Origin of the sequence: Phycicoccus jejuensis, from assembly GCF_044797865.1 — a bacterium.
GTDB lineage: Bacteria > Actinomycetota > Actinomycetes > Actinomycetales > Dermatophilaceae > Phycicoccus > Phycicoccus jejuensis.
In genome coordinates this window covers 2,227,309-2,247,801 of sequence record NZ_CP085209.1, presented here as the reverse complement: position 1 = coordinate 2,247,801, position 20,493 = coordinate 2,227,309, and the positions used below count along the sequence as shown (strand labels likewise).

At 73.5% G+C, this 20,493-nt stretch carries 15 protein-coding genes and 1 riboswitch; all 15 genes read right to left on the bottom strand.

Features of this window, described 5'->3' with window-relative positions; all coding sequences use genetic code 11:
• Positions 1–45: 45 nt before the first annotated feature.
• Positions 46–768, bottom strand: a complete 723-nt coding sequence (infC, locus tag LG324_RS10655; RefSeq protein ID WP_404347725.1) for a translation initiation factor IF-3 — start codon at positions 766–768, stop codon at positions 46–48.
• Positions 769–999: 231 nt separating this feature from the next.
• Positions 1,000–1,749 carry an SseB family protein gene (locus LG324_RS10650; RefSeq protein ID WP_404347724.1) on the bottom strand — a complete coding sequence of 250 codons (750 nt, stop codon included), beginning with the start codon at positions 1,747–1,749 and terminating at the stop codon, positions 1,000–1,002.
• Between the two features lie 23 nt (positions 1,750–1,772).
• Positions 1,773–2,999, bottom strand: a complete 1,227-nt coding sequence (locus LG324_RS10645) for an MFS transporter (protein WP_404347722.1) — start codon at positions 2,997–2,999, stop codon at positions 1,773–1,775.
• 53 nt (positions 3,000–3,052) lie between these two features.
• Positions 3,053–3,790, bottom strand: a complete 738-nt coding sequence (gene priA / locus LG324_RS10640; protein ID WP_404347720.1) for a bifunctional 1-(5-phosphoribosyl)-5-((5-phosphoribosylamino)methylideneamino)imidazole-4-carboxamide isomerase/phosphoribosylanthranilate isomerase PriA — start codon at positions 3,788–3,790, stop codon at positions 3,053–3,055.
• Positions 3,791–3,939: 149 nt separating this feature from the next.
• On the bottom strand, positions 3,940–4,581 hold the full coding sequence (gene hisH / locus LG324_RS10635; RefSeq protein ID WP_404347718.1) for an imidazole glycerol phosphate synthase subunit HisH: 642 nt from the start codon (positions 4,579–4,581) through the stop codon (positions 3,940–3,942).
• Positions 4,578–5,237, bottom strand: a complete 660-nt coding sequence (locus LG324_RS10630; protein ID WP_404347716.1) for a hypothetical protein — start codon at positions 5,235–5,237, stop codon at positions 4,578–4,580. The genes hisH and LG324_RS10630 overlap by 4 nt, the downstream gene beginning before the upstream one ends.
• 4 nt (positions 5,238–5,241) lie before the next feature.
• The gene (gene hisB / locus LG324_RS10625) at positions 5,242–5,856 is read right to left on the bottom strand and encodes an imidazoleglycerol-phosphate dehydratase HisB (RefSeq protein WP_404347714.1); all 615 of its coding nucleotides are present in this window, start codon (positions 5,854–5,856) and stop codon (positions 5,242–5,244) included.
• The gene (locus LG324_RS10620) at positions 5,853–6,977 is read right to left on the bottom strand and encodes a histidinol-phosphate transaminase (protein WP_404347711.1); all 1,125 of its coding nucleotides are present in this window, start codon (positions 6,975–6,977) and stop codon (positions 5,853–5,855) included. The genes hisB and LG324_RS10620 overlap by 4 nt, the downstream gene beginning before the upstream one ends.
• A gap of 88 nt (positions 6,978–7,065) precedes the next feature.
• Complete coding sequence (locus LG324_RS10615) at positions 7,066–8,115, bottom strand: ribonucleotide-diphosphate reductase subunit beta (RefSeq protein ID WP_030529392.1); 1,050 nt, start codon at positions 8,113–8,115, stop codon at positions 7,066–7,068.
• A complete protein-coding gene (locus LG324_RS10610; protein ID WP_404347709.1) occupies positions 8,112–10,538 on the bottom strand; it encodes a ribonucleoside-diphosphate reductase subunit alpha in 2,427 nt (808 codons plus the stop codon). Before LG324_RS10610 ends, LG324_RS10615 begins: the two co-directional genes overlap by 4 nt.
• A 158-nt stretch (positions 10,539–10,696) precedes the next feature.
• A riboswitch (cobalamin riboswitch) is annotated at positions 10,697–10,906 on the bottom strand.
• A 426-nt stretch (positions 10,907–11,332) separates the two neighbouring features.
• Positions 11,333–12,682, bottom strand: a complete 1,350-nt coding sequence (hisD, locus tag LG324_RS10605) for a histidinol dehydrogenase (RefSeq protein ID WP_404347707.1) — start codon at positions 12,680–12,682, stop codon at positions 11,333–11,335.
• Between the two features lie 67 nt (positions 12,683–12,749).
• Positions 12,750–13,412, bottom strand: coding sequence for a PAS and ANTAR domain-containing protein (locus tag LG324_RS10600; RefSeq protein ID WP_157577700.1), 663 nt, complete (start codon positions 13,410–13,412; stop codon positions 12,750–12,752).
• Positions 13,413–13,469: 57 nt separating this feature from the next.
• Complete coding sequence (locus LG324_RS10595; RefSeq protein WP_404347705.1) at positions 13,470–16,460, bottom strand: bifunctional [glutamine synthetase] adenylyltransferase/[glutamine synthetase]-adenylyl-L-tyrosine phosphorylase; 2,991 nt, start codon at positions 16,458–16,460, stop codon at positions 13,470–13,472.
• 10 nt (positions 16,461–16,470) lie between these two features.
• Positions 16,471–17,808, bottom strand: coding sequence for a glutamine synthetase family protein (locus LG324_RS10590; protein ID WP_030529397.1), 1,338 nt, complete (start codon positions 17,806–17,808; stop codon positions 16,471–16,473).
• Positions 17,809–17,915: 107 nt separating this feature from the next.
• Complete coding sequence (locus LG324_RS10585) at positions 17,916–20,213, bottom strand: immune inhibitor A domain-containing protein (protein WP_404347702.1); 2,298 nt, start codon at positions 20,211–20,213, stop codon at positions 17,916–17,918.
• Between the last annotated feature and the right edge of the window lie 280 nt (positions 20,214–20,493).

Below are 20,493 nucleotides of genomic sequence, written 5' to 3'. Positions count from 1 at the left end.
TTGCGTCGGTGGTGCGTCGGGGGTGTGTCTGTCGGGGGGCGGGCGTCAGCCCGCGGTGGTGGTCTCGTCGGCCGTCGCGGCCGGCTCGGCCGCGCTGTCCTCGGAGACGGTCGCCTCGTCGCTCGTCGTGGTCTCGTCGAGCGGCTCGTCGGCGGCGGCGTGACCGGCCTTGGCCTCGTCGCGCTTCTTGCGCTGCTCGGCCATCGCCTGCGCCTTCTTCTTCGTCGGCGCGAGGACCATGACCATGTTGCGGCCGTCCTGCTTCGGCTGGGACTCGACGATGCCGAGCTCCGCGACGTCCTGCGCGAGGCGCTGGAGGAGGCGGAAGCCGAGCTCGGGGCGCGACTGCTCGCGACCGCGGAACATGATCGTCACCTTGACCTTGTCGCCGCCCCCGAGGAACCGGACGACGTGGCCCTTCTTGGTGCCGTAGTCGTGCGGGTCGATCTTCGGGCGGAGCTTGATCTCCTTGATGACCGTGTTGACCTGGTTCTTGCGTGCCTCACGGGCCTTCATGGCGGCTTCGTACTTGTACTTGCCGAAGTCCATGAGCTTGGCGACCGGGGGCTTGGCCATCGGCGCGACCTCGACGAGGTCGAGGTCCGCCTCCGCCGCGAGACGGAGCGCGTCCTCGACGCGGACGATGCCGACCTGCTCGCCGTTGGGGCCGACCAACCGCACCTCGGGAACCCGGATGCGGTCGTTGATGCGTGGCTCGCTGATGTGCTTCTCCTTCGTCACGTCCTGCGAATCGGTGCCCGCCGGCACGAGAAAGGCTCCTCGCGCCGGGTGCGAGGAGCCTGTCGTTTCCGACCGGCCCACCACGGGATGCCGCGGCACACCCTCTGCGGGTGCGCACGACGTCTCGTCGCGGACCGGGAACCCGGCGACCCTGGGGTCGACGCGGGTGGAAGCGGGGCTTCTCTTGCACACCGCCCCGTGACGAGGCGGTCGGTCAGCGGTCAACGTTACCAGCAGCGGCCCTCGGGCCGAAATCGCTCAGACGATGCGGAAGGCGAGGCCGTCGACGCGGGCCCGCAGCTCGCCGTCGGTGGCGAGCCGCTCCCCCACCCGGGTGGCGACCGCCCGCACCTCGTCCGCGTCCAGCCCGGCCCGCAGGTGGAGCACGATGCCGAGCACGCCGGCGCCGTGCGGGGCGCCCTCCTCGACCTCGTGGCCGGCGACGGCGGGCTCCTCGGCGAGGGCGGTGGCGACCGCCCGGGCGACGAAGGGGTCCGTGTGGGCCGGCTCCCACGCCCGCTCCTGCGCCAGCGCCCAGAGCATCGAGGGCCGCAGCACCCTCGTCGCGGGGCCGGCGACGTCGACGACGAGGACGTCGCAGCCCTCGGAGACCGCCGCCTGGGCGGCGCGCGCCGGCGTGACCGGCACGGGTCGGGCGGCGGCGTCCCACGCGGCGAGCGAGTCGGCGCCGGTGAAGACGGGCAGGGCGCGCGAGCCGTCGGGGGCGACGAGGGTGACCGCGGCCATGTCGACGCCCTTCTCGACGGCGAGCGGGCCGGTGGCGTCGACCTCGGTCGGCTCGGCGACGACCGGCACGAGGAGGCGGCCGCCCGCGAGCGCGCGCATGAGCGCGAGGTCGTCGCCCGGGGCCGCGAGGAGCGCCCGCAGCGCCGGGTCGGCCTCGCCGGTGTCGGACTCGAAGCCGGACGGGCTCAGCTCGCGCCGCTGCCACGGGGTGCCCGCGGAGTCGCTCGCGGCGCCGCTGGTCTCGGGATGGTCGTCAGGCACGTCAGTCACGGTACCGAGCGGCCTCAGGCGACGGGCTCGCGGGCGGGAGGCGGCGCCACCCGTGCGGCCGCGCGGGCGGCCCGGCGTCCCCGGGCGGCACCGGAGGTGACGAGGCTCCCGAGCAGCGCGACGAGGACGCCCGCCGCCGCGACGACGAGGAAACCCGCGCCCCAGCCGGCGTGGTCGATGACGAACCCGGTGAGGGGCGCACCGAGCGCGGTGCCGGCGGTCATCGAGGAGCCGTGCCAGCCCATCGCCTCGCCGCGGGCCGACGCCGGGACCGCCCGGCTCACCTGGTCGATCGTCGCGGTGATGGTCGGGGCGCAGAACAGGCCGGAGACGAGCGCGAGGACCCCGAGGGTCCAGGGGCCGCCGGCCAGCGCCAGCGGAGCGGTGGTGACGGCGAGGCCGCCGAGCAGCCAGAAGGCGCTGACCGAGCGGTGCATCCCGCCGTAGACGAGGCCGCCGACGAGCGAGCCGAGGGCCCAGACCGCGAGGACCGGGCCGATGGCGCCCGGCGCGCCGAGGTCGCGCAGCGCGGCGACGACGCCGAGGTCGGTGCCGGAGAGGACGACGGTGCTCGTCGCGGCCCCGAGGCAGACGACGAGGAAGCCCGGGCGCAGCCAGGCCGAGCGCGGGACGGCGGCCCGCGCCGGCTCGTCGGGGTCGACGTCCTCGCGCAGGACCGGGTTCGCGACCCAGAGCAGGACCCCGGCGAGGACGCCGGCGCCCTGGACCGCGAGCAGGACGAGGTCGGTGCGCCACGCGGCCGCGGCCCAGACGCCGAGCGCCGGCCCCACCATGAACGAGAGCTCGACCGCGACCGCGTCGAGCGAGATGGCGGTGCGCCGGTCCTCCTCGGGGACGGCCGCGATGACCGCCTGCCGGATGATGCTGAAGGACGGGACGACGAACAGCCCGGCGAGGGTCGCGAGCCCGAGCAGCCACCAGTAGCCGAGGAACGGCGCCACCGACCAGCAGGCCGCCGTGACGAGCACCGACGGCGCGACGACGCGGCGCAGCCCCCGACGGTCGAGCAGGCGCCCGCGCCACGGCCCGGAGACGGCGATCGCGAGGGTCGCAGCGGCAGCAACCACACCCGCCTCGCCGTAGGAGCGACCCAGCGCCGAGACGACGTGGAGCGTGATGACGACCCCGCCGGCGAAGATCGGCATCCGCACGAGCACCCCGAGGAGGAGGGCACGGCGCAGGGCGGGCACCGCGAGCACGCGGCGGTAGCGGGTGGTCACCCGCCGATGGTCGCACCCACCACCGACGCTGGCGAAAACGGCGCCCGCACCCCTCAGGGGCGGCCGGCGACCTCGAGGGCCTCGGGGAGGGTGAACGCGCCGCGGTAGAGCGCCGACCCCACGATGGCGCCCTCGACGCCCTCGGCGACGAGCCCGCGGACCGCGGCGATGTCCTCGAGGGTCGAGATGCCGCCCGACGCGACGACAGGCCGGTCGGTGCGGGCGCAGACCTCGCGCAGCAGTCCGACGTTCGGGCCCTTCATCATCCCGTCCTTGGCGACGTCGGTCACGACGTAGCGGGCGCAGCCCTCGCGGTCGAGCCGCTCGAGGGTCTCCCACAGGTCGCCGCCCTCGCTCGTCCAGCCGCGGGCGGCCAGCGTGGTGCCCCGGACGTCGAGGCCGATGGCGACGCGGTCACCGTGCTCGGCGATGGCGCGGGCCGTCCACGCGGGGTCCTCGAGGGCGGCGGTGCCGATGTTGACGCGCCGGCAGCCCGTGGCGAGGGCCCGGTTCAGCGAGTCCTCGTCGCGGATGCCCCCGCTCATCTCGACGTGGATGTCGAGGCGGCCGACGATCTCGGCGAGCAGGTCGGCGTTCGAGCCGCGCCCGAAGGCGGCGTCGAGGTCGACGAGGTGCAGCCACTCGCTGCCCTGCTCCTGCCAGCGCAGGGCGGCCTCGATCGGGTCGCCGAACTCGCCGCCGCTGCCGGCCACGCCCTGGACCAGCTGGACGGCGCGGCCCTCGACCACGTCGACGGCGGGCAGGAGCTCGAGGCGGGGCTGGTCGCTCATGGGTCCAGTCTGCCGGTCGCCCACCGGCCGCCACCGACCGGTCCACCCGACCTCACCCCCACCCTCGGACCTCACGCGTATCGGGTGACCCGATACGCGCGTGACGTGGGGGATCGGCCCGGGGACCTGGTGTCCCGCTGACGGCGCGGTCAGAGCGAGCGGACCCAGTTGGCGAGGAGGGTGAGCCCCGCCTCGCCGGACTTCTCGGGGTGGAACTGCGTCGCCGCGAGCGGACCGTTCTCGACCGCGGCGACGAACCGCTCGCCGTGCGTGGCCCACGTGACCTTCGGGGCGACGCCCGCGAAGGTGTCGTCCGGGGGCGCGAGCTCCCAGTCGTGGACCGCGTAGGAGTGGACGAAGTAGAAGCGCTCGGACTCCACCCCGGCGAACAGGGAGCTTCCAGGGGGGACCTCGACCTCGGACCAGCCCATGTGCGGCACCACCGGCGCGTGCAGCCGGGTGACGGTGCCGGGCCACTCCCCCACCCCGGGCACCGGGGCGCCGCTCGGCTCGGCCGAGCCGTCGAAGAGCACCTGCATCCCGACGCACACCCCGAGGACCGGGCGGCCCCCGGCGAGGCGCCGGCCGATGATGAGCGGGCCGCGGGCGGCGGCGAGCCCCGCCATGCAGGCGTGGAAGTTGCCGACGCCGGGCACGAAGAGGCCGTCGGCGGCCAGCGCCGCCTCCGGGTCGCCGGTCAGCGTGACGCGGGCGCCCACGTGCTCGAGCGCGCGCACGGCCGAGCGGACGTTGCCGCTGCCGTAGTCGAGCACGACGACGTCGGGGCTCATCGGACCTCCCGCTCCCGGCCGACGGAGGGCTCGCCGCGGGCGGCCTCCCACTCGGCGCGGTGCTGTGCCTCGTCGGCGACGAGGCGGTCGAAGGCGAGGACGCCGCGGGCGCCGGGCTCGACGTCGGCAGCGCCGACCGGATGGCCGCGCACGAGCAGCTCCTCGCCGGGCAGCCCGAGCAGGCGCAGCACGGTGACGAGGACGTCGAGCGGCTCGCCGTCCCCGGCGCGCAGCACGCCGGCCACGTCCTGGACGCGGGCGCCGCCACCGGCGGCCCCGACCAGCTCACCGAGGGCGAGCCGTGGCAGGGACGGCGTCTCGACCACCCCGGTCCGGGGCTGCCAGACGAGCCAGTGCTGGGCGCGCCGGACGCCGCCGGGCTGGAGGGTGACCACCGCGTGACCGCCCAGGGCGAACATCCCGATGGCCGGGCACGCCGAGCGGGGCACCGGCCGGGCGGCCAGCACCTCGAGGGCGACGTCGAAGGGGGCGGCGCTGCGGGCCGCGTCCTCGGCGACCGTCACCGCCGTCCAGCGCCCATACGGCACGACCGTCGCCGCGACGAGCCCACGGCGCAGCCACCGGCCGACCGCGGCGGGTGGCCGGCGCACCAGGAGCAGCCCGTGCCCTGCGCTCGGGCGCGCGTCGGCGGCCACGGCGTTAGAGCGCACCCTTCGCACTCGGGACGCCCTCGACCCGCGGGTCGCGGGCGACGGCGGCGCGCAGGGCGCGCGCGAGCGCCTTGAACTGGGCCTCGACGACGTGGTGCGGGTCGCGGCCCGCGAGGACGCGGACGTGGAGGGCGACCTGGGCGTGGAAGGCGAAGGACTCGAGCACGTGGCGCGTCAGCGAGCCGACGTAGTGGCCGCCGATGACGACGTGCTCCTGGCCGGCCGGCTCGCCCTCGTGGACGCAGTAGGGGCGGCCGGCGACGTCGACGACGGCGAGGACGAGCGCCTCGTCGAGCGGGACGGTGGCGTCGCCGAAGCGCGAGATGCCGGACTTGTCGCCGAGCGCCTCGCGGACGGCCTGCCCGAGGACGATCGCGACGTCCTCGACGGTGTGGTGGGCGTCGACGTGGGTGTCGCCGTCGGCGCGCACCGTGAGGTCGATCAGCGAGTGCTTGGCGAGCGAGAGGAGCATGTGGTCGTAGAAGGGGACGCCGGTGCTCACCTCGCCGCGGCCGGTGCCGTCGAGGTCGACGGTCACCTCGACGGTGCTCTCGGACGTGGCCCGGCGCACCGTGGCGGTGCGGTGGCTCTCGGCGGTGCTCACGGGGCTGCTCCAGCGTGGGTGGGGACGAGGGCGGTCAGGGCGTCGAGGAAGGCCGTGGTCTCCTCGGGCGTCCCGGCGGTGACACGAAGATAGTGCGGGATGCCGACGTCCCGGACGAGGACACCCCGCTCCAGCAGCGCCTGCCACGTCGCGTGGCTGTCGCGCAGGCCGCCGAAGAGGACGAAGTTGGCGTCGCTGGCCACCGGGTCGAGCCCGAGCGCGGCGAGCTCGGTGACGATGCGGTCGCGCTGGTCCTTGACGACGCCGACGGTCTCGAGCATGAGGTCGGCGTGGGCGAGCGCGGCGCGGGCGACGGCCTGCGTCGGCGAGGACAGGTGGTAGGGCATCCGGACCAGCCGGAGGGCGTCGACGAGGACCGGGTCGGCCGCGAGGTAGCCCAGGCGGCCCCCGGCGAGAGCGAACGCCTTGCTCATCGTCCGCGTGACGACGAGCCGCGGGCGCCCCTCGAGGAGGGTGAGGGCCGACGGCGTGCCGGGCCGCGCGAACTCGGCGTAGGCCTCGTCGACGACGACGAGGCCGTCGGTGGCGTCGTGCACCGCCTCGACCGTCGCGAGGTCCAGGGCCGTGCCGGTCGGGTTGTTCGGCGAGCAGAGGAAGACGACGTCCGGGCGGAGCCCACGCACCTGGGCGACCGCGGACGCGGCGTCGAGGTCGAAGGCCCCGGCACCCGCGACGCCCCGCATCCCGTCGACCCACGTCGTGCCGGTCGTCGTCGTGATGATCGGGTGCATCGAGTAGGCCGGGGTGAACCCGAGCGCCACCCGGCCCGGGCCGCCGAAGGCCTGGAGCAGGTGCAGGAGCACCTCGTTCGAGCCGTTGCCGGCCCAGACCTGCTCGGCCGTGACGGCGGTGCCGCCGCGCGAGAGGTAGGCGGCGAGGTCGGTGCGCAGCGCGGTGAACTCGCGGTCCGGGTAGCGGTTGAGCCCGGTGGCCACCTCGGCCACCGCGCGCGTCATCGCCTCGGCGACGACCGCCGGCACCGGGTAGGAGTTCTCGTTGGTGTTGAGGGCCACCGGCACCTCGAGCTGGGGTGCCCCGTAGGCGGTCCGGCCCCGCAGGTCCGGCCGGAGCATCGCCTCGATCGTCGTGCGGGGGTCCATGCCGTGGAGTCTAGGAGGGCTGCCGGGAGGGGCTGCGCGGCGGACCACCCTGCGGCCCGCCGCGCCGCCCCGTCGCGGCCCGTCCAGGTCAGAAGTCGTCGTCGAACGTCACCGAGCCGCCGACCCCGACCTGGTAGGCCGAGACGCGGCGCTCGAAGAAGTTCGAGAGCTCCTGGACGTCCTGCAGCTCCATGAACGCCAGCGGGTTCGGGGAGCCGTACAGGGGCGTGATGCCGAGCCGCTCCAGCCGCCGGTCCGCGACGTGCTCGAGGTAGGAGCGCATGTCGGCGGTCGACAGCCCCGCCACCCCTCCCCCGAGCAGGTCCTGCGCGAACTGCGCCTCGGCGTCGACGGCCTCCGCGAGCATCCGGCGCACGTCGTCGGCGAAGGCGTCGTCGACGAGGTCCGGCTCCTCGGCGCGGGCGGTGTCGAAGACGTCGAAGGCGAACGCCATGTGCATCGACTCGTCGCGGAAGACCCAGTTCGTGCCGGAGGCGAGGCCGTTGAGCAGGCCGCGCGAGCGCAGGAAGTACACGTACGCGAAGGCACCGTAGAAGAACAGCCCCTCGATGCACGCCGCGAAGCACACGAGGTTGAGCAGGAACGCCCGCCGGTCCTCACGGGTCTCGAGGGTCCGCAGGTCGGCCAGGGAGTCGATCCACCGGAAGCAGAAGTCGGCCTTGGCCTTGATCGACGGGATGTTCTCGACGGCCGCGAACGCCTCGAACCGCTCGCGCTCGTCGGGGACGTAGGTGTCGAGCAGCGTCAGGTAGAACTGCACGTGCACCGCCTCCTCGAAGAGCTGGCGCGAGAGGTAGAGGCGCGCCTCGGGGGCGTTGACGTGCTCGTAGAGGTTGAGCACGAGGTTGTTCGCGACGATCGTGTCGCCCGTCGCGAAGAACGCGACGAGGCGCTTGACGAGGTGCTGCTCGGCCGCGCTGAGCCTCCGGAGGTCCGCGAGGTCGGAGTGCAGGTCGACCTCCTCGACCGTCCACGTGTTCTTGATGGCGTCGCGGAACCGGTCGTAGAAGTGCGGGTAGCGCATCGGGCGGAGCGTGAGGCTCATGCCGGGGTCGAGCAGCCGCGCGTCCTGGCCGGAGGTCGAGGCGGTGGTGGGCGTGGTGGCGGGGGTGGTCACTGGCAGGCCTCGCAGCTCTCGGGGTTCTCGAGCGAGCAGGCGAGGGCCTCCTCGTCGGTCGGGGTGGTCGTCGTGGGCAGCGGTGCGGCGGAGCGGGTCTCGGACACCGTCGCCTGCTGGATGCGCGTCGCCGGCCGCGAGCGCAGGTAGTACGTCGTCTTGAGGCCGGACTTCCACGCGTGGAGGTACATCGACGACAGCTTCCCGATCGTCGGGCTGGCCATGAAGAGGTTGAGCGACTGGCTCTGGTCGACGTACGGCTGGCGGGCGGCGGCCATCGCGATGAGCGCCCGCTGCGGCAGCTCCCACGCCGTGCGGTAGAGCGTGCGGACGTCCTCGGGCAGGTCGGTCAGGCCCTGCACCGACCCCTCGGCGCGCTTGACGGCGTCCCGCGTGGCGGCGGTCCACAGGCCGCGGGCCTTGAGCTCGCGCACGAGGTGGCCGTTGACCTGGAGGAACTCGCCCGACAGCGTCTCGCGCTTGAAGAGGTTCGAGACCTGCGGCTCGATGCACTCGCCGCAGCCCGCGATCGAGGCGATCGTCGCGGTCGGGGCGATGGCGACGACGAGGCTGTTGCGCAGTCCGTGCTCGGCCACGTTCTCGCGCAACCGGTCCCAGCGCTCGGGCTGCGTCGGCGTGACGTCGAAGTGGTCCGGGTGGAGGACCCCGCGGGCCGCCCGGGTGCGCCGGAACGCCGGGTGCGGGCCGTGCGCCGCGGCGAGCTCGCTGGAACGCTCGAGCGCCGTCAGCAGGACCTCCTCCGCGATCCGCGTCGAGAGGGCGAGGGCCTCGTCGGAGTCGAAGGGCAGCCGCAGCGTGAAGAGGACGTCCTGCAGGCCCATATAGCCCAGGCCGACCGGGCGCCAGCGCGGGTTGGACGCCGCCGCCTGCTCGCTCGGGTAGTAGTTGACGTCGACGACGCGGTCGAGGAAGGTCACGGCCGTCCGGACGGTCGCGCGCAGCTTGGCCCAGTCGACGTCGGTGCGGTCGGCCGTCAGGTGCCGCGAGAGGTTGACGGAGCCGAGGTTGCAGACGGCGGTCTCCTCGTCGCTGCTCACCTCGAGGATCTCGGTGCAGAGGTTGGAGAGGTGCACGACCTGGCCGGGCTCGGCGGTCTGGTTGCACGCGCGGTTCGCGGCGTCCTTGAACGTCATCCAGCCGTTGCCGGTCTGGGCGAGCGTGCGCATCATCCGTCCCCACAGCTCGCGCGCGGGCACCTGGCGCACGACCCGGCCCTCGCGCTCGGCGGCGCGGTAGGCCTCGTCGAACTCCTCGCCCCAGAGGTCGGTCAGCCCGGGCACCTCGCTCGGGTCGACGAGGCTCCACGGCTCGTCGGCCTCGACCCGGCGCAGGAACTCGTCGGGCAGCCAGTTGGCGAGGTTGAGGTTGTGGGTGCGGCGGGCGTCCTCGCCGGTGTTGTCGCGCAGCTCCAGGAACTCCTCGACGTCGGGGTGCCACGGCTCGAGGTAGACGCACGCGGCGCCCTTGCGCCGGCCGCCCTGGTTGACGGCGGCGACGCTCGCGTCCAGGGTGCGCAGCCACGGGACGATGCCGTTGCTCGTGCCGTTCGTGCCGCGGATCAGCGCGCCGCGCCCGCGGACCCGCGAGAAGGCGATGCCGATGCCGCCGGCGAACTTCGACAGGCGCGCCACCTGCTGGTAGCGCTCGTAGATGGAGTCCAGCTCGTCGCGCGGGCTGTCGACGAGGTAGCAGGAGCTCATCTGCGTGTGGCGGGTGCCGGAGTTGAACAGGGTCGGGCTGCTCGGCAGGTAGTCCAGGCGCGCCATCAGCCGGTAGAGCTCGAGCGCCTCACGGGTGCTCGTCGCGAGCCCGCAGGCGACGCGCAGGAGGAAGTACTGCGGCGTCTCGAGGACCAGCCGGGTCGTCGGGTGGCGCAGCAGGTAGCGGTCGCAGACGGTCCGCAGCCCGAAGTACTCGAAGAGCCGGTCGTTGGCCGGGTCGACGGCGCGGTCGAGCTTGACGGCGTTGGCCGCGACGAACTCCGCCGTCGCGTCGCCGATGAGGCCCTCGGCGTGCCCGAGCGCGACCGACTGGCTGAAGGACGCGACCCCGTGGCCGCGCACCTCCTTGTCGACGTAGCCGGCGAGCAGCCGTGCTGCCAGGCGGCTGTACTCCGGCTCCTCGCCGATGAGCTCGGCGGCGGTCTGGATCGAGAGCCGGTCCAGCTCGGCGGTCGTCGCGCCGTCGTAGAGGCCGCTGATGGTGCGGGTCGCGACGCGCAGCGGGTCGACCTCGTCGAGGCCGTCGCTGACGCGCTCGACCGCGCGGACGATCTTCGTCACGTCGACGGGCTCGGTGTCCCCGTCGCGCTTGCGCACGCGCATCGCGGTGCGGTGGGTCCCCGGAGCCGGCTGGTCGGGGGTGGTGGTCGCCGGGGCGGGGCCCTGGGCGGTGGTGGTCATGCTCTCTCCTCGCGAGCTCGATGAGCCTGTCGCGAGCCGCGCGAGGGGTGACGAGGAGCGTCGGGAGCGCCGGGTGGGCGGTGTCGCGCACCGTCCCCCGGACAACCCACCTGCCCTCCGTCGGCCGTCCCACGAGACCGCGAAAGGTGCCGCCCCCGGGTGGGGACGGCGCGACTGGCAGGTCTTCGGACTCGCGGGCCCGGCTCGCGCCGCCTACTGCCCGTCGCTTCCCAGGCCTCTCGGCCCAGTGCTCTGACGGGGGTCGTTCCCACTCACCGCTGCGGGGCAGTCCCGGACTCTCACCGGGTTCCCTCTTGCCCCTCTTCCCACCCGGGGGTGGATCGAGGACCAGCTGCGAGACACACCATATGTGGGGTCACCGACAACACGTCGCACCCACATGTCGTGGCGTGTCGCCGTCGTCCGGGGCGCTTCTCCTCACCACGCGGGCCGGGCCGTTCCTCTCCTCCCGGCGACCTGCGCAGGTCCCGGTGCGGTCGCACACGCAGCCGCGCAGGTCGCACGGAGGAGCGAGCGGATGCCCGCTCGACCACGGAAAGCCCGCACGTGCGGGGACATCGCGCTCGCCGAACCGGCGCGACCACGAAAAGCCCGCACGTGCGCGGACATCGCGCTCGCCGAACCGGCGCGACCACGAAAAGCCCGCACGTGCGGGGTATTCGTGGGCTCTGGTCCGGTCCGCCGGCTCTGGTCCGATCCGCCGGCTCTGGTCCGGTCTGCCGGATGGCGGTGAGATGTCACCGCCACTCGGCGAACCGGACCAGAGGCGGGCGTCAGGCGCCGGGCTCGACCTCGGGGACGCGGGCCAGGACGGCCTCGCCGTGGCCGGGGAGGTCCTCGGCGCGGGCGAGCGAGACGACGTGCGCCCCGACCTCGCGCAGGGCGTCCTGCGTGTACTCGACGACGTGGATGCCGCGCAGGAAGGACTGCACCGACAGGCCATTGCTGTGCGCCGCGCACCCGCCGGTCGGCAGGACGTGGTTGGACCCGGCGCAGTAGTCGCCGAGGCTGACCGGCGACCACGCGCCGACGAACACGGCGCCGGCGCTCGTGACCCGGGCGGCGACCGCGGCGGCGTCGGCCGTGATGACCTCGAGGTGCTCGGCGGCGTAGGCGTTGACGACGTCCAGCCCCACCTCGACGTCGTCGACGAGGACGATCGCCGACTGGCGGCCGGCGAGCGCCGTGGCCACGCGCTCGGTGTGCTTCGTCGCCGCGACCCGACGCTCGAGCGCCTCCTCGACGGCCTCGGCGAGCTCCGGGCTGTCGGTGACGAGCACGGCCGCGGCCAGCGGGTCGTGCTCGGCCTGCGAGACGAGGTCGGACGCGACGTGGTCGGCGTCCGCGGTGGCGTCGGCGAGGACGGCGATCTCGGTCGGGCCGGCCTCGGCGTCGATGCCGATGAGCCCCTTGAGCAGCCGCTTCGCCGCGGCGACGTAGATGTTGCCGGGGCCGGTGACGAGCGAGACCGGGTCGCAGACGTCGTCGCCGTCCTCGACCCCGTACGCGAACGCGGCCACGGCCTGCGCGCCGCCCATCGCCCACACCTCGTCGACGCCGAGCAGGTGGCAGGCCGCGAGGATGGTCGGGTGCGGCCACCCGCCGTGGTCGCGCTGCGGCGGGCTGGCGACCGCGAGCCCCGGCACGCCGGCGAGCTGGGCGGGCACGACGTTCATCACGACGCTGCTCGGGTACACCGCGAGACCGCCGGGGACGTAGAGGCCGACCCGGTCGACCGGCACCCAGCGCTCGGTGACGGTGCCGCCGTCGGCGACCTGCGTGGTCGTGTCGCGGCGGCGCTGGTCGGCGTGGACGAGGCGGGCGCGGCGGATGGACTCCTCCAGCGCGGCGCGCACGACCGGGTCCAGGGTCTCGACGGCGCGGGCGATGACGTCGGCGGGGACGCGCAGCGCCGGCGGTCGGACGCCGTCGAAGCGCTCGGCGGCCTCGTAGAGCGCGGCGGCGCCGCGGTCACGGACGTCCTCGACGATGGGGCGGACCGCCGCGAGGGCGGCCTCGACGTCGAACTCGGCGCGCGGCAGCGCGGCCCGCAGCTCGCGCAGGCCGGGGCGGCGTCCGCGCAGGTCGAGGCGGGGGACAACGGTCGTCGTGCGGTCGGGCATGGCGTCCAGTCTAGGTTCGGTGCGCGAGCGCCCCGCGCCGACGTTCGACAGCCGGCGTCCGTCCGGCTCAGCCGGTCTCGGCCTCGTCGTCGTCCCGACCCGCCGCGCGGCGCGGGGGACGCAGCGCCTGCTCCAGCACCTGGAGCAGCGAGCGCTCGGTGCCGGGCTCCGGCTGCGACGCCAGCAGGTCCGTCACCCGGCTCGCGATCGTCGCGAGCTTGACGTTGCCCCGCTGCGAGTAGCGCGAGAGCAGCCCGAAGGCGGCGTCGGCGTCGAGCCCGTAGGCGAACATCACCGCGCCCTTGACCTGCTCGATGGCCGCGCGGTCGGCCGTGGCGGCGGCCACCGCCTCGGCCGACACCTGGCGGCTGGCCCGCGACACGTCGAAGGCGATGCCCCGCAGGGCGGTCGGCTCCCCCGCGGCGTCGCGGATGACGTCACCGACGAAGGCGATGACCCGCTCGCGCTCCTCGTCGTCGCGCAGCCGGTACTGCCCGGCGAACGGTCCGGGCTCGCGGACGGCCTGCTCGAGGACCTCCGCGACCACCGGCCGGTCGGAGGGGTGCATCCGCTCGAAGACGAGGACCGAGGGGTCCCGACCGGTGTCGCGGACGCCGATGAGGACGTACATCTCCGGTGACCACGTCCAGCGCGCGGACGCGATGTCGAACGTCGCCTCCGCGAAGACCGCGCCGCCCTGACCTGCAGGGACACCAGGAGTCGATGCCACGCCGGAAGCATGCCACGGGCCCGCGACGCCCCGCACCGCGGTGTCGAAGGATGGGGGTCAGGCGTCGTAGAACTCGGCCTCGAAGGCCGCCCGCGCCCGGCGCGCCACCCGCCGGTAGCGCTCGGCGAGGTCCTGGGCGGTCCCGGACTCCATCCCGAGGATGCGGGCCACGCCGTCGGCGTCGCGGTCGTAGGTGGGGACCGAGTCGACCCCCTTGCCCCGGAAGAGGACCCCGGCGTTGCGCATCGCGGACGCCAGCCGCCACGCGCCGGCCAGCGCCGACGCGTGCTCGGCGTCGACGAGCCCCAGCTCCGCCGCCGCCTCGAGCGCCGCGAGGGTGGACGGCGTGCGCAGCCCGGGGTGCGCGTGCGCGTGGCGCAGCTGGACGAGCTGGACGACCCACTCGACGTCCGACAGGCCGCCGTGGCCGAGCTTGAAGTGCGTCTTGCGGTCGGCGCCGCGCGGCAGCCGCTCGGACTCCATCCGGGCCTTGAGCGTGCGGATCTCGCGCACCTGCCCGGCGTCCAGACCGCCCTCGGGCCACCGGATGGGTGCGACGAGGTCGACGAAGCGCCGCGCGAGGTCGGGGTCGCCCGCGACGGGGGTGGCGCGCAGCAGCGCCTGCGCCTCCCAGACCAGCGACCAGCGGGCGTAGTACTCGCGGTAGGAGGCGAGCGAGCGCACGAGCGGCCCCTGCTTGCCCTCGGGCCGCAGGCCGGCGTCGACGTCGAGGACCGGGTCGGGCCCGGGGCGGCCGAGCAGCGCGACGAGCCGGCGCACCACCTCCATCGCCTGGGCCTGCGCCGCGACCTCGTCGGCGCCCGGCAGCGGGTCGTGGACGAAGAGGACGTCGGCGTCGGAGCCGTAGCCCTGCTCGCGCCCGCCGAGCCGGCCCATCCCGACGACGAGCAGCCGGGTCAGCGGCTCGCCCTCCCCCACGACCTCGCGCAGGCACACCTCGAGGGTCAGCTCGAGCAGCGCCGAGGTGAGGTCGGTCATCGCGGCGCCGAGGTCGAGCGGCCCGAGCGTGCCCGCGAGGTCGGCGACGGCGATGCGGAACAGCTCGGAGCGCCGGATGACGCGGGCGGCGAGGACCGCCGACTCGGCGTCGTCCTTGCGCCCGGCCGCCGAGCGCATCCGCCGCAGCACGTCGTCGCGCGAGCGCGGGGTGAGCCCGCTGGAGTCGCCGAGGAACTGCACGCACTCGGGCGCCTGCTCGAGCAGCGACGCCGCGTACCGGCTGCGGGCGAGGGTGTGCGCGAGGCGTTCCGCCGCGGACCCCTCGTCGCGCAGGAGCCGCAGGTACCAGTGGGTCGAGCCCAGCTCCTCGCTGATCCGGCGGAACGCGAGCAGCCCCGCGTCGGGGTCGGCCTCGTCGGCGAACCAGCCGAGCATGACGGGCAGGAGCTGGCGCTGGATGGCCGAGCGGCGGCTCACCCCGCCGGTCAGGGCCTCGAGGTGGCGCAGCGCGTTCGCCGGGTCGCGGAAGCCCAGCGCGGAGAAGCGCTCCCGGGCCGCCTCTGGGGTCAGGCGCACGTCCTGGTCGGACAGGCGCGCCACGGCCGAGAGCAGCGGCCGGTAGAAGATGCGCTCGTGGAGCCGGCGCACCTCGCGCCGCCGGGCCCGCCACTGCTCCATGACCGTCTCGCCGGGGGCGCTCCGGTGCCCCATCGACCGCCCGAGGCGGCGCAGGTCGTCCTCGCCGGTCGGCATGAGGTGCGTGCGGCGCAGCCGGTACAGCTGGATGCGGTGCTCGAGCGCGCGCAGGTAGCGGTAGGCGTTCTCGAGGACGGCGGCGTCCTCGCGGCCCACGTAGCCGCCCGCCGACAGCGCCGCGAGCCCCTCGAGGGTGGTCGCCGTGCGCAGCGACTCGTCGGCGCGGCCGTGGACGAGCTGCAGCAGCTGGACGGAGAACTCGACGTCGCGCAGGCCGCCGGCGCCGAGCTTGATCTGGCGGTCGGCCTCGGCCTTCGGGATGTGCTCCTCGACGCGGCGGCGCATCGCCTGGACGTCGTCGACGAAGTGCTCACGGGTCGAGGCCTGCCAGACCATCGGCTGCACCGCGTCGCAGTAGGCGGCCCCGACCTCGACGTCGCCGGCGACCGGGCGCGCCTTGAGCAGCGCCTGGAACTCCCACGTCTTGGCCCAGCGCTCGTAGTAGGCGAGGTGGCTCGCGACGGTGCGCACGAGCGGGCCGTTCTTGCCCTCGGGCCGCAGCGCCGGGTCGACCTGCCAGAGCGACCCCGCGCCGGTCGAGGCCGAGCACAGCCGCATGAGCCGGGTCGCGAGGTCGGTGGCCACCGCCACGGCCTCCTCCTCCGGCACGCCGTCCGCGGGCTCCGCCGCGAAGATGACGTCGACGTCGGAGATGTAGTTCAGCTCGCGCCCACCGGTCTTGCCCATCGCGACCACCGCGAGACGGGTGCGCGCGGCGTCCGGGCCGACCTCCTGCCGGGCCAGGTGCAGGGCGGCCTCGAGGGCGGCGGCGGCGAGGTCGGCGAGCGCCTCCGCGGTGGACGGGAGCACCTCGAGCGGGTCGTCGGCCGTGAGGTCGAGGGCGGCGATGCCGATGAGCTGCTCGCGGTAGCCGATGCGCAGCGCGTCGGCGCCGGTCAGCTCCCCCGGCTCGGCCACCTGCCCGACGAGCCGGCGGACCCGCTCCGCCGCCGGCACGGGGGCGGCCTGCGTCGCCGCGGTCCACTGCTCCGGATGGGCGACGAGGTGGTCGGCCAACGCGGTCGAGGCGCCGAGGACGGCGAGCAGGCGGTGCCGGGCGACGGGGTCGGACCCGACGACCCGCACCACCTCGGCCCGTCGCGCGCGGTCGACGGCGACGGCCTCCATGAACCGGACCAGCCCGAGCAGCGCCGCGTCGGGGTCGGCCGTGCGGGCCAGCGACTGGCTGAGCCCGCCGGTCTCGATCCGCGCGGGGTCCCCGGCGAGCTCGGCGACGGCGGGGTCGTCGAGCAGGGCGTTGGCGCGGCGGGGGTCGGCGAAGCCGAGGCGGGCGATCCCCGCCGGGACGGACTCGGGCGCTCGGGAGCTCACGGTCCGACGCTCAGAGGGCGGGCAGGTAGCGCTCGAGCTCGAAGGCGGTCACCTGGTTGCGGTAGTCGGCCCACTCGGCCCGCTTGTTGCGCAGGAAGAAGTCGAAGGTGTGCTCGCCGAGGGTCTCGGCCACGAGCTCGCTCGACTCCATCACCTCGATCGCCTCGGACAGGCTCGCCGGCAGCGGCTGGATGCCCATCGCGCGGCGCTCGGAGTCGGTGAGGCTCCACACGTCGTCCTCGGTCTCGGGCGGGAGGTCGTAGCCCTCCTCGATGCCCTTGAGCCCGGCGGCGAGCAGCACCGCGAAGGTGAGGTAGGGGTTGCACGCGGTGTCGATGCTGCGCACCTCGACGCGGGTGCTCTGCCCCTTGTCCGGCTTGTACATCGGGACCCGGACGAGGGCCGAGCGGTTGTTGTGGCCCCACGTGAGGTGCGCGGGCGCCTCGCCGCCGCCCCAGAGTCGCTTGTAGCTGTTGACCCATTGGTTGGTGACCGCCGCGGTCTCGGCGCCGTGGTGCAGCAGGCCGGCGATGAACTGCCGCCCGACCTTCGAGAGCTGGTAGGGCGCGCCGGGCTCGTGGAAGGCGTTGGTGTCGCCCTCGAAGAGCGACATGTGCGTGTGCATCCCCGAGCCGGGGTGCTCGGCGAACGGCTTCGGCATGAACGAGGCGTAGATGCCCTGCTCGAGCGCGACCTCCTTGACGACCGTCCGGAAGGTCATGATGTTGTCGGCCGTCGTCAGCGCGTCGGCGTAGCGCAGGTCGATCTCGTTCTGGCCCGGGGCGGCCTCGTGGTGGCTGAACTCGACCGAGATGCCCATCTCCTCGAGCATCGTGATCGCGGCGCGGCGGAAGTCGGCGCTCGAGCCGTGCGGCGTGTGGTCGAAGTACCCCGAGGTGTCGATCGGCGCGGGGCTCTGCCCGGGCACCCAGCCCTGCTTGAGGAGGAAGAACTCGATCTCGGGGTGGGTGTAGAAGGTGAAGCCCATGTCGGCGGCCTTCGCGAGGGCCCGCTGGAGCACGTGCCGCGGGTCGGCCATGCTCGGCGTGCCGTCGGGCAGCGTGATGTCGCAGAACATCCGGGCGGTGCCGTTGCTCTCGCCGCGCCAGGGCAGCACCTGGAACGTGGACGGGTCCGGCTTGGCGAGCATGTCCGACTCGTAGACGCGGGCGAAGCCCTCGATGACCGAGCCGTCGAACCCGATGCCCTCGGCGAAGGCCCCTTCGAGCTCGGCCGGGGCGACGGCCACCGACTTGAGGGTGCCGAGGACGTCGGTGAACCAGAGCCGGACGAACCGGATGTCGCGCTCTTCGATGGTGCGGAGGACGAACTCCTGCTGACGGTCCATGCGCAGCATCCTGCCGCATCCGTGCGTCACGGGGGCGACGGGACGCCGAAGGGGGCCCGGGCGTCTCGCCCGGGCCCCCTCCGTGTGTGAGCGGGGTGCTCGTCAGGTCACTTGAAGGCGACCTTGACCATGAGCGTCCGACCACCGTTCTTCGACTTCTTGACGGTCATCGTCGTACCCGAGCCCGCGACCTTGGTCGAGTTCCAGGGGTTGATCGAGGACCAGTACTTCGTCGGGTTGCTGTCGTCGAAGGTCGCGATGCCCTTCGAGGACGGCACCGTCGAGGCGGACCCGTTCTTGTGGAACGTCACGCGGTCGGTGCGCTCGAGGCCGAAGGTGGCGTCGAACGGCTGGCGACGGTTGCCGAGGAGCGAGCCGTCGGCGAAGGCCACCGGGTTCGGACGCGCGTCGACCGGGAGGACCTGGCCACCGCCCGGGTGGGCGCTGGTGTTGTTGTCGCCGTACTCACCGTTGGCGAACCAGACGAGCATGCCGTTCTGGTACGGGAAGCGCTCGACCCAGTCGGGACGCGTGTTGCTCCAGCCGAAGTTGTACGGACCCGTCTTGAGGGTCTTGTCGTACCCGCTGTAGGTGCGGTTCTCGGCGAAGTAGGTGTCCTGCACCTGGCGCTCGGTCGTGCCGTTGATGATCTCGAAGCCGCCCTTGGCGGTCCACGCGCCGGCGCCGGACTCGACGTCGTCCGTGGTCGTCATCGTGCCGACCTTGGTGGTGATGTCGTCGACGAAGGCCTCGGAGGCGACACCGCCGTCGGTGGACATCCGGAAGCGGAACTGGACCTTCTTGCCGGCCCAGTCGGAGAGGTCCCAGCTGGCCTTGGTCCAGGCGAGGGCGCTGTCGGTGTCACCGTCGAGCGAGCCGTCGATGCCGTCGCCGACCGGGGTCCAGGTGGCGCCGCCGTCGGCGGAGACCTCACCGTAGAGGTAGTCGTAGTCGACCTCGATGTTGCCCGAGACGAACGCCTCGACCGAGCCGGAGGTCGCCCCCGTGAGGTCGACGTCCTTGGTGAGCGTGGAGGACAGGTCGTTGCCGAGCCCGCTCCACCACTCGCCCTTGCCGGAGTGCGGCGTGTTCTTCTCGGTGACGACCGTGCGCTTGGGCAGCGGCACGACGATCGCCTGCGCCTCGCTGTTGGTCACCTTGTCGGCGGAGCCGAGCTTGACCGTGGTGTCCTGGCCGTAGGGCACGACCACCGGGTCGAGCCAGCCGAGCTGGAGCTTCTCCCACGGGCCCATGTAGCCGGGCGTGGTGCCGATGGAGTCCTTGCCGTGGTTCAGCCACGAGCCGCCGGACATGAGGGTCCAGAAGCCGGTGCCGTTGTCGCCACCCGCGGTGTCGTAGAGGTCCGGCAGACCGAGGTCGTGGCCGAACTCGTGGGTGAAGACGCCGAGGCCGCCGTTCTCGGGCTCGGTCGTGTAGTCACCGATCCACATGCCGGAGTCACCCAGCGGCACACCGCCGAGCTTGTTGCCCGCGGGGCCGGTCTTGCCCTGGTCGGTGGAGTAGGCGTACCAGCGGTGGGACCAGATGGCGTCCTCGCCCTGCGCGCCGCCACCGGCCTCCTCGCCCTCACCGGCGTGGATGGCCTGGAAGTGGTCGATGTAGCCGTCGGGCTCGTTGAAGTTGCCGTCGCCGTCGTAGTCGTAGCGGTCGACCTTGTCGAACTGGGCGAGGTACTTCTTGATCTGCTTGTCGGTCTTGCCCTGGGCCTTCTGGTCGTCGTACCAGGCCTGGGCGGTGTCCTTGACGAACGGCCAGTAGGTGGTCGCGTCCGAGTACTTGTTCGAGCCGTAGCGCGCCTCGTTGTAGGGCACCTTGACCCAGTCGGAGACGTCGCCCTTGGCGAGGAAGCGGCCGTTGGACTGCTTGAGGTAGAAGTCCTTGAAGGACTCGCCGTTGCCGAACATCATGTCGAGGTAGTGCTGCCGGTTGAAGTCCGCGAGCCAGTACGTCGAGTTGTCGTTCTTGCGGTCCGGCTTCGGGATCTGGTTGTGCACGGGGCCGGCGGTGCCGCCGGTCGCCGCGTTGACCTTGTCACCGAAGTCGACGAGGACGGTGAAGATGTCCTCCTCGCGGTCGACCGGGTAGTTGACGTACTTGGTCTTGCCCGCCGTCCTGCCCTTGCGGTTGGCGTCGCCCTTCTTGCTCTTGACCTCGATCACCCGGTTGCCGTTGATCGTGGTCGTCTTCGCCGTGCCGTTGACGAGCTGCTTGACGGCGTCCTCGCGCAGCTCGGCCTGCGCCTCGGCGAGGGGGTTGGGCAGGTTGTCGAGCTTCTTCGCAGTGCCCTTCTCCGGGGTGTCCGGACCGGCGGGGACCGCCTGTGCCGTGGTCGGGGCCAGCGTCAGCGCGAGGGCTGCCACCGCCACACCCGACACCACGTTCACGTGTCGTCTCTTCACGAGATCTCCTCCATGGGTGGATGCCCCGCGTCCTGTCAGCGCAAGGCACCGTGGACGTAACCACAGGATCGGCGGCAGATCGAGGGTTGACCGGTGGGTTTTTCGGCGAACGGTCATCCGAACGGGACCGAAAGTCACCGGCGGGGGTATCGTCGAGATGGTCGAATTCGTTCGCCCGCACCGGAATTGCGCAAAAGGTCTGCACTTCACCCCGCAAAGGTAAATTCTTTACCAAGGCGCTCGACGCGTGTCGGCCTACGATCGG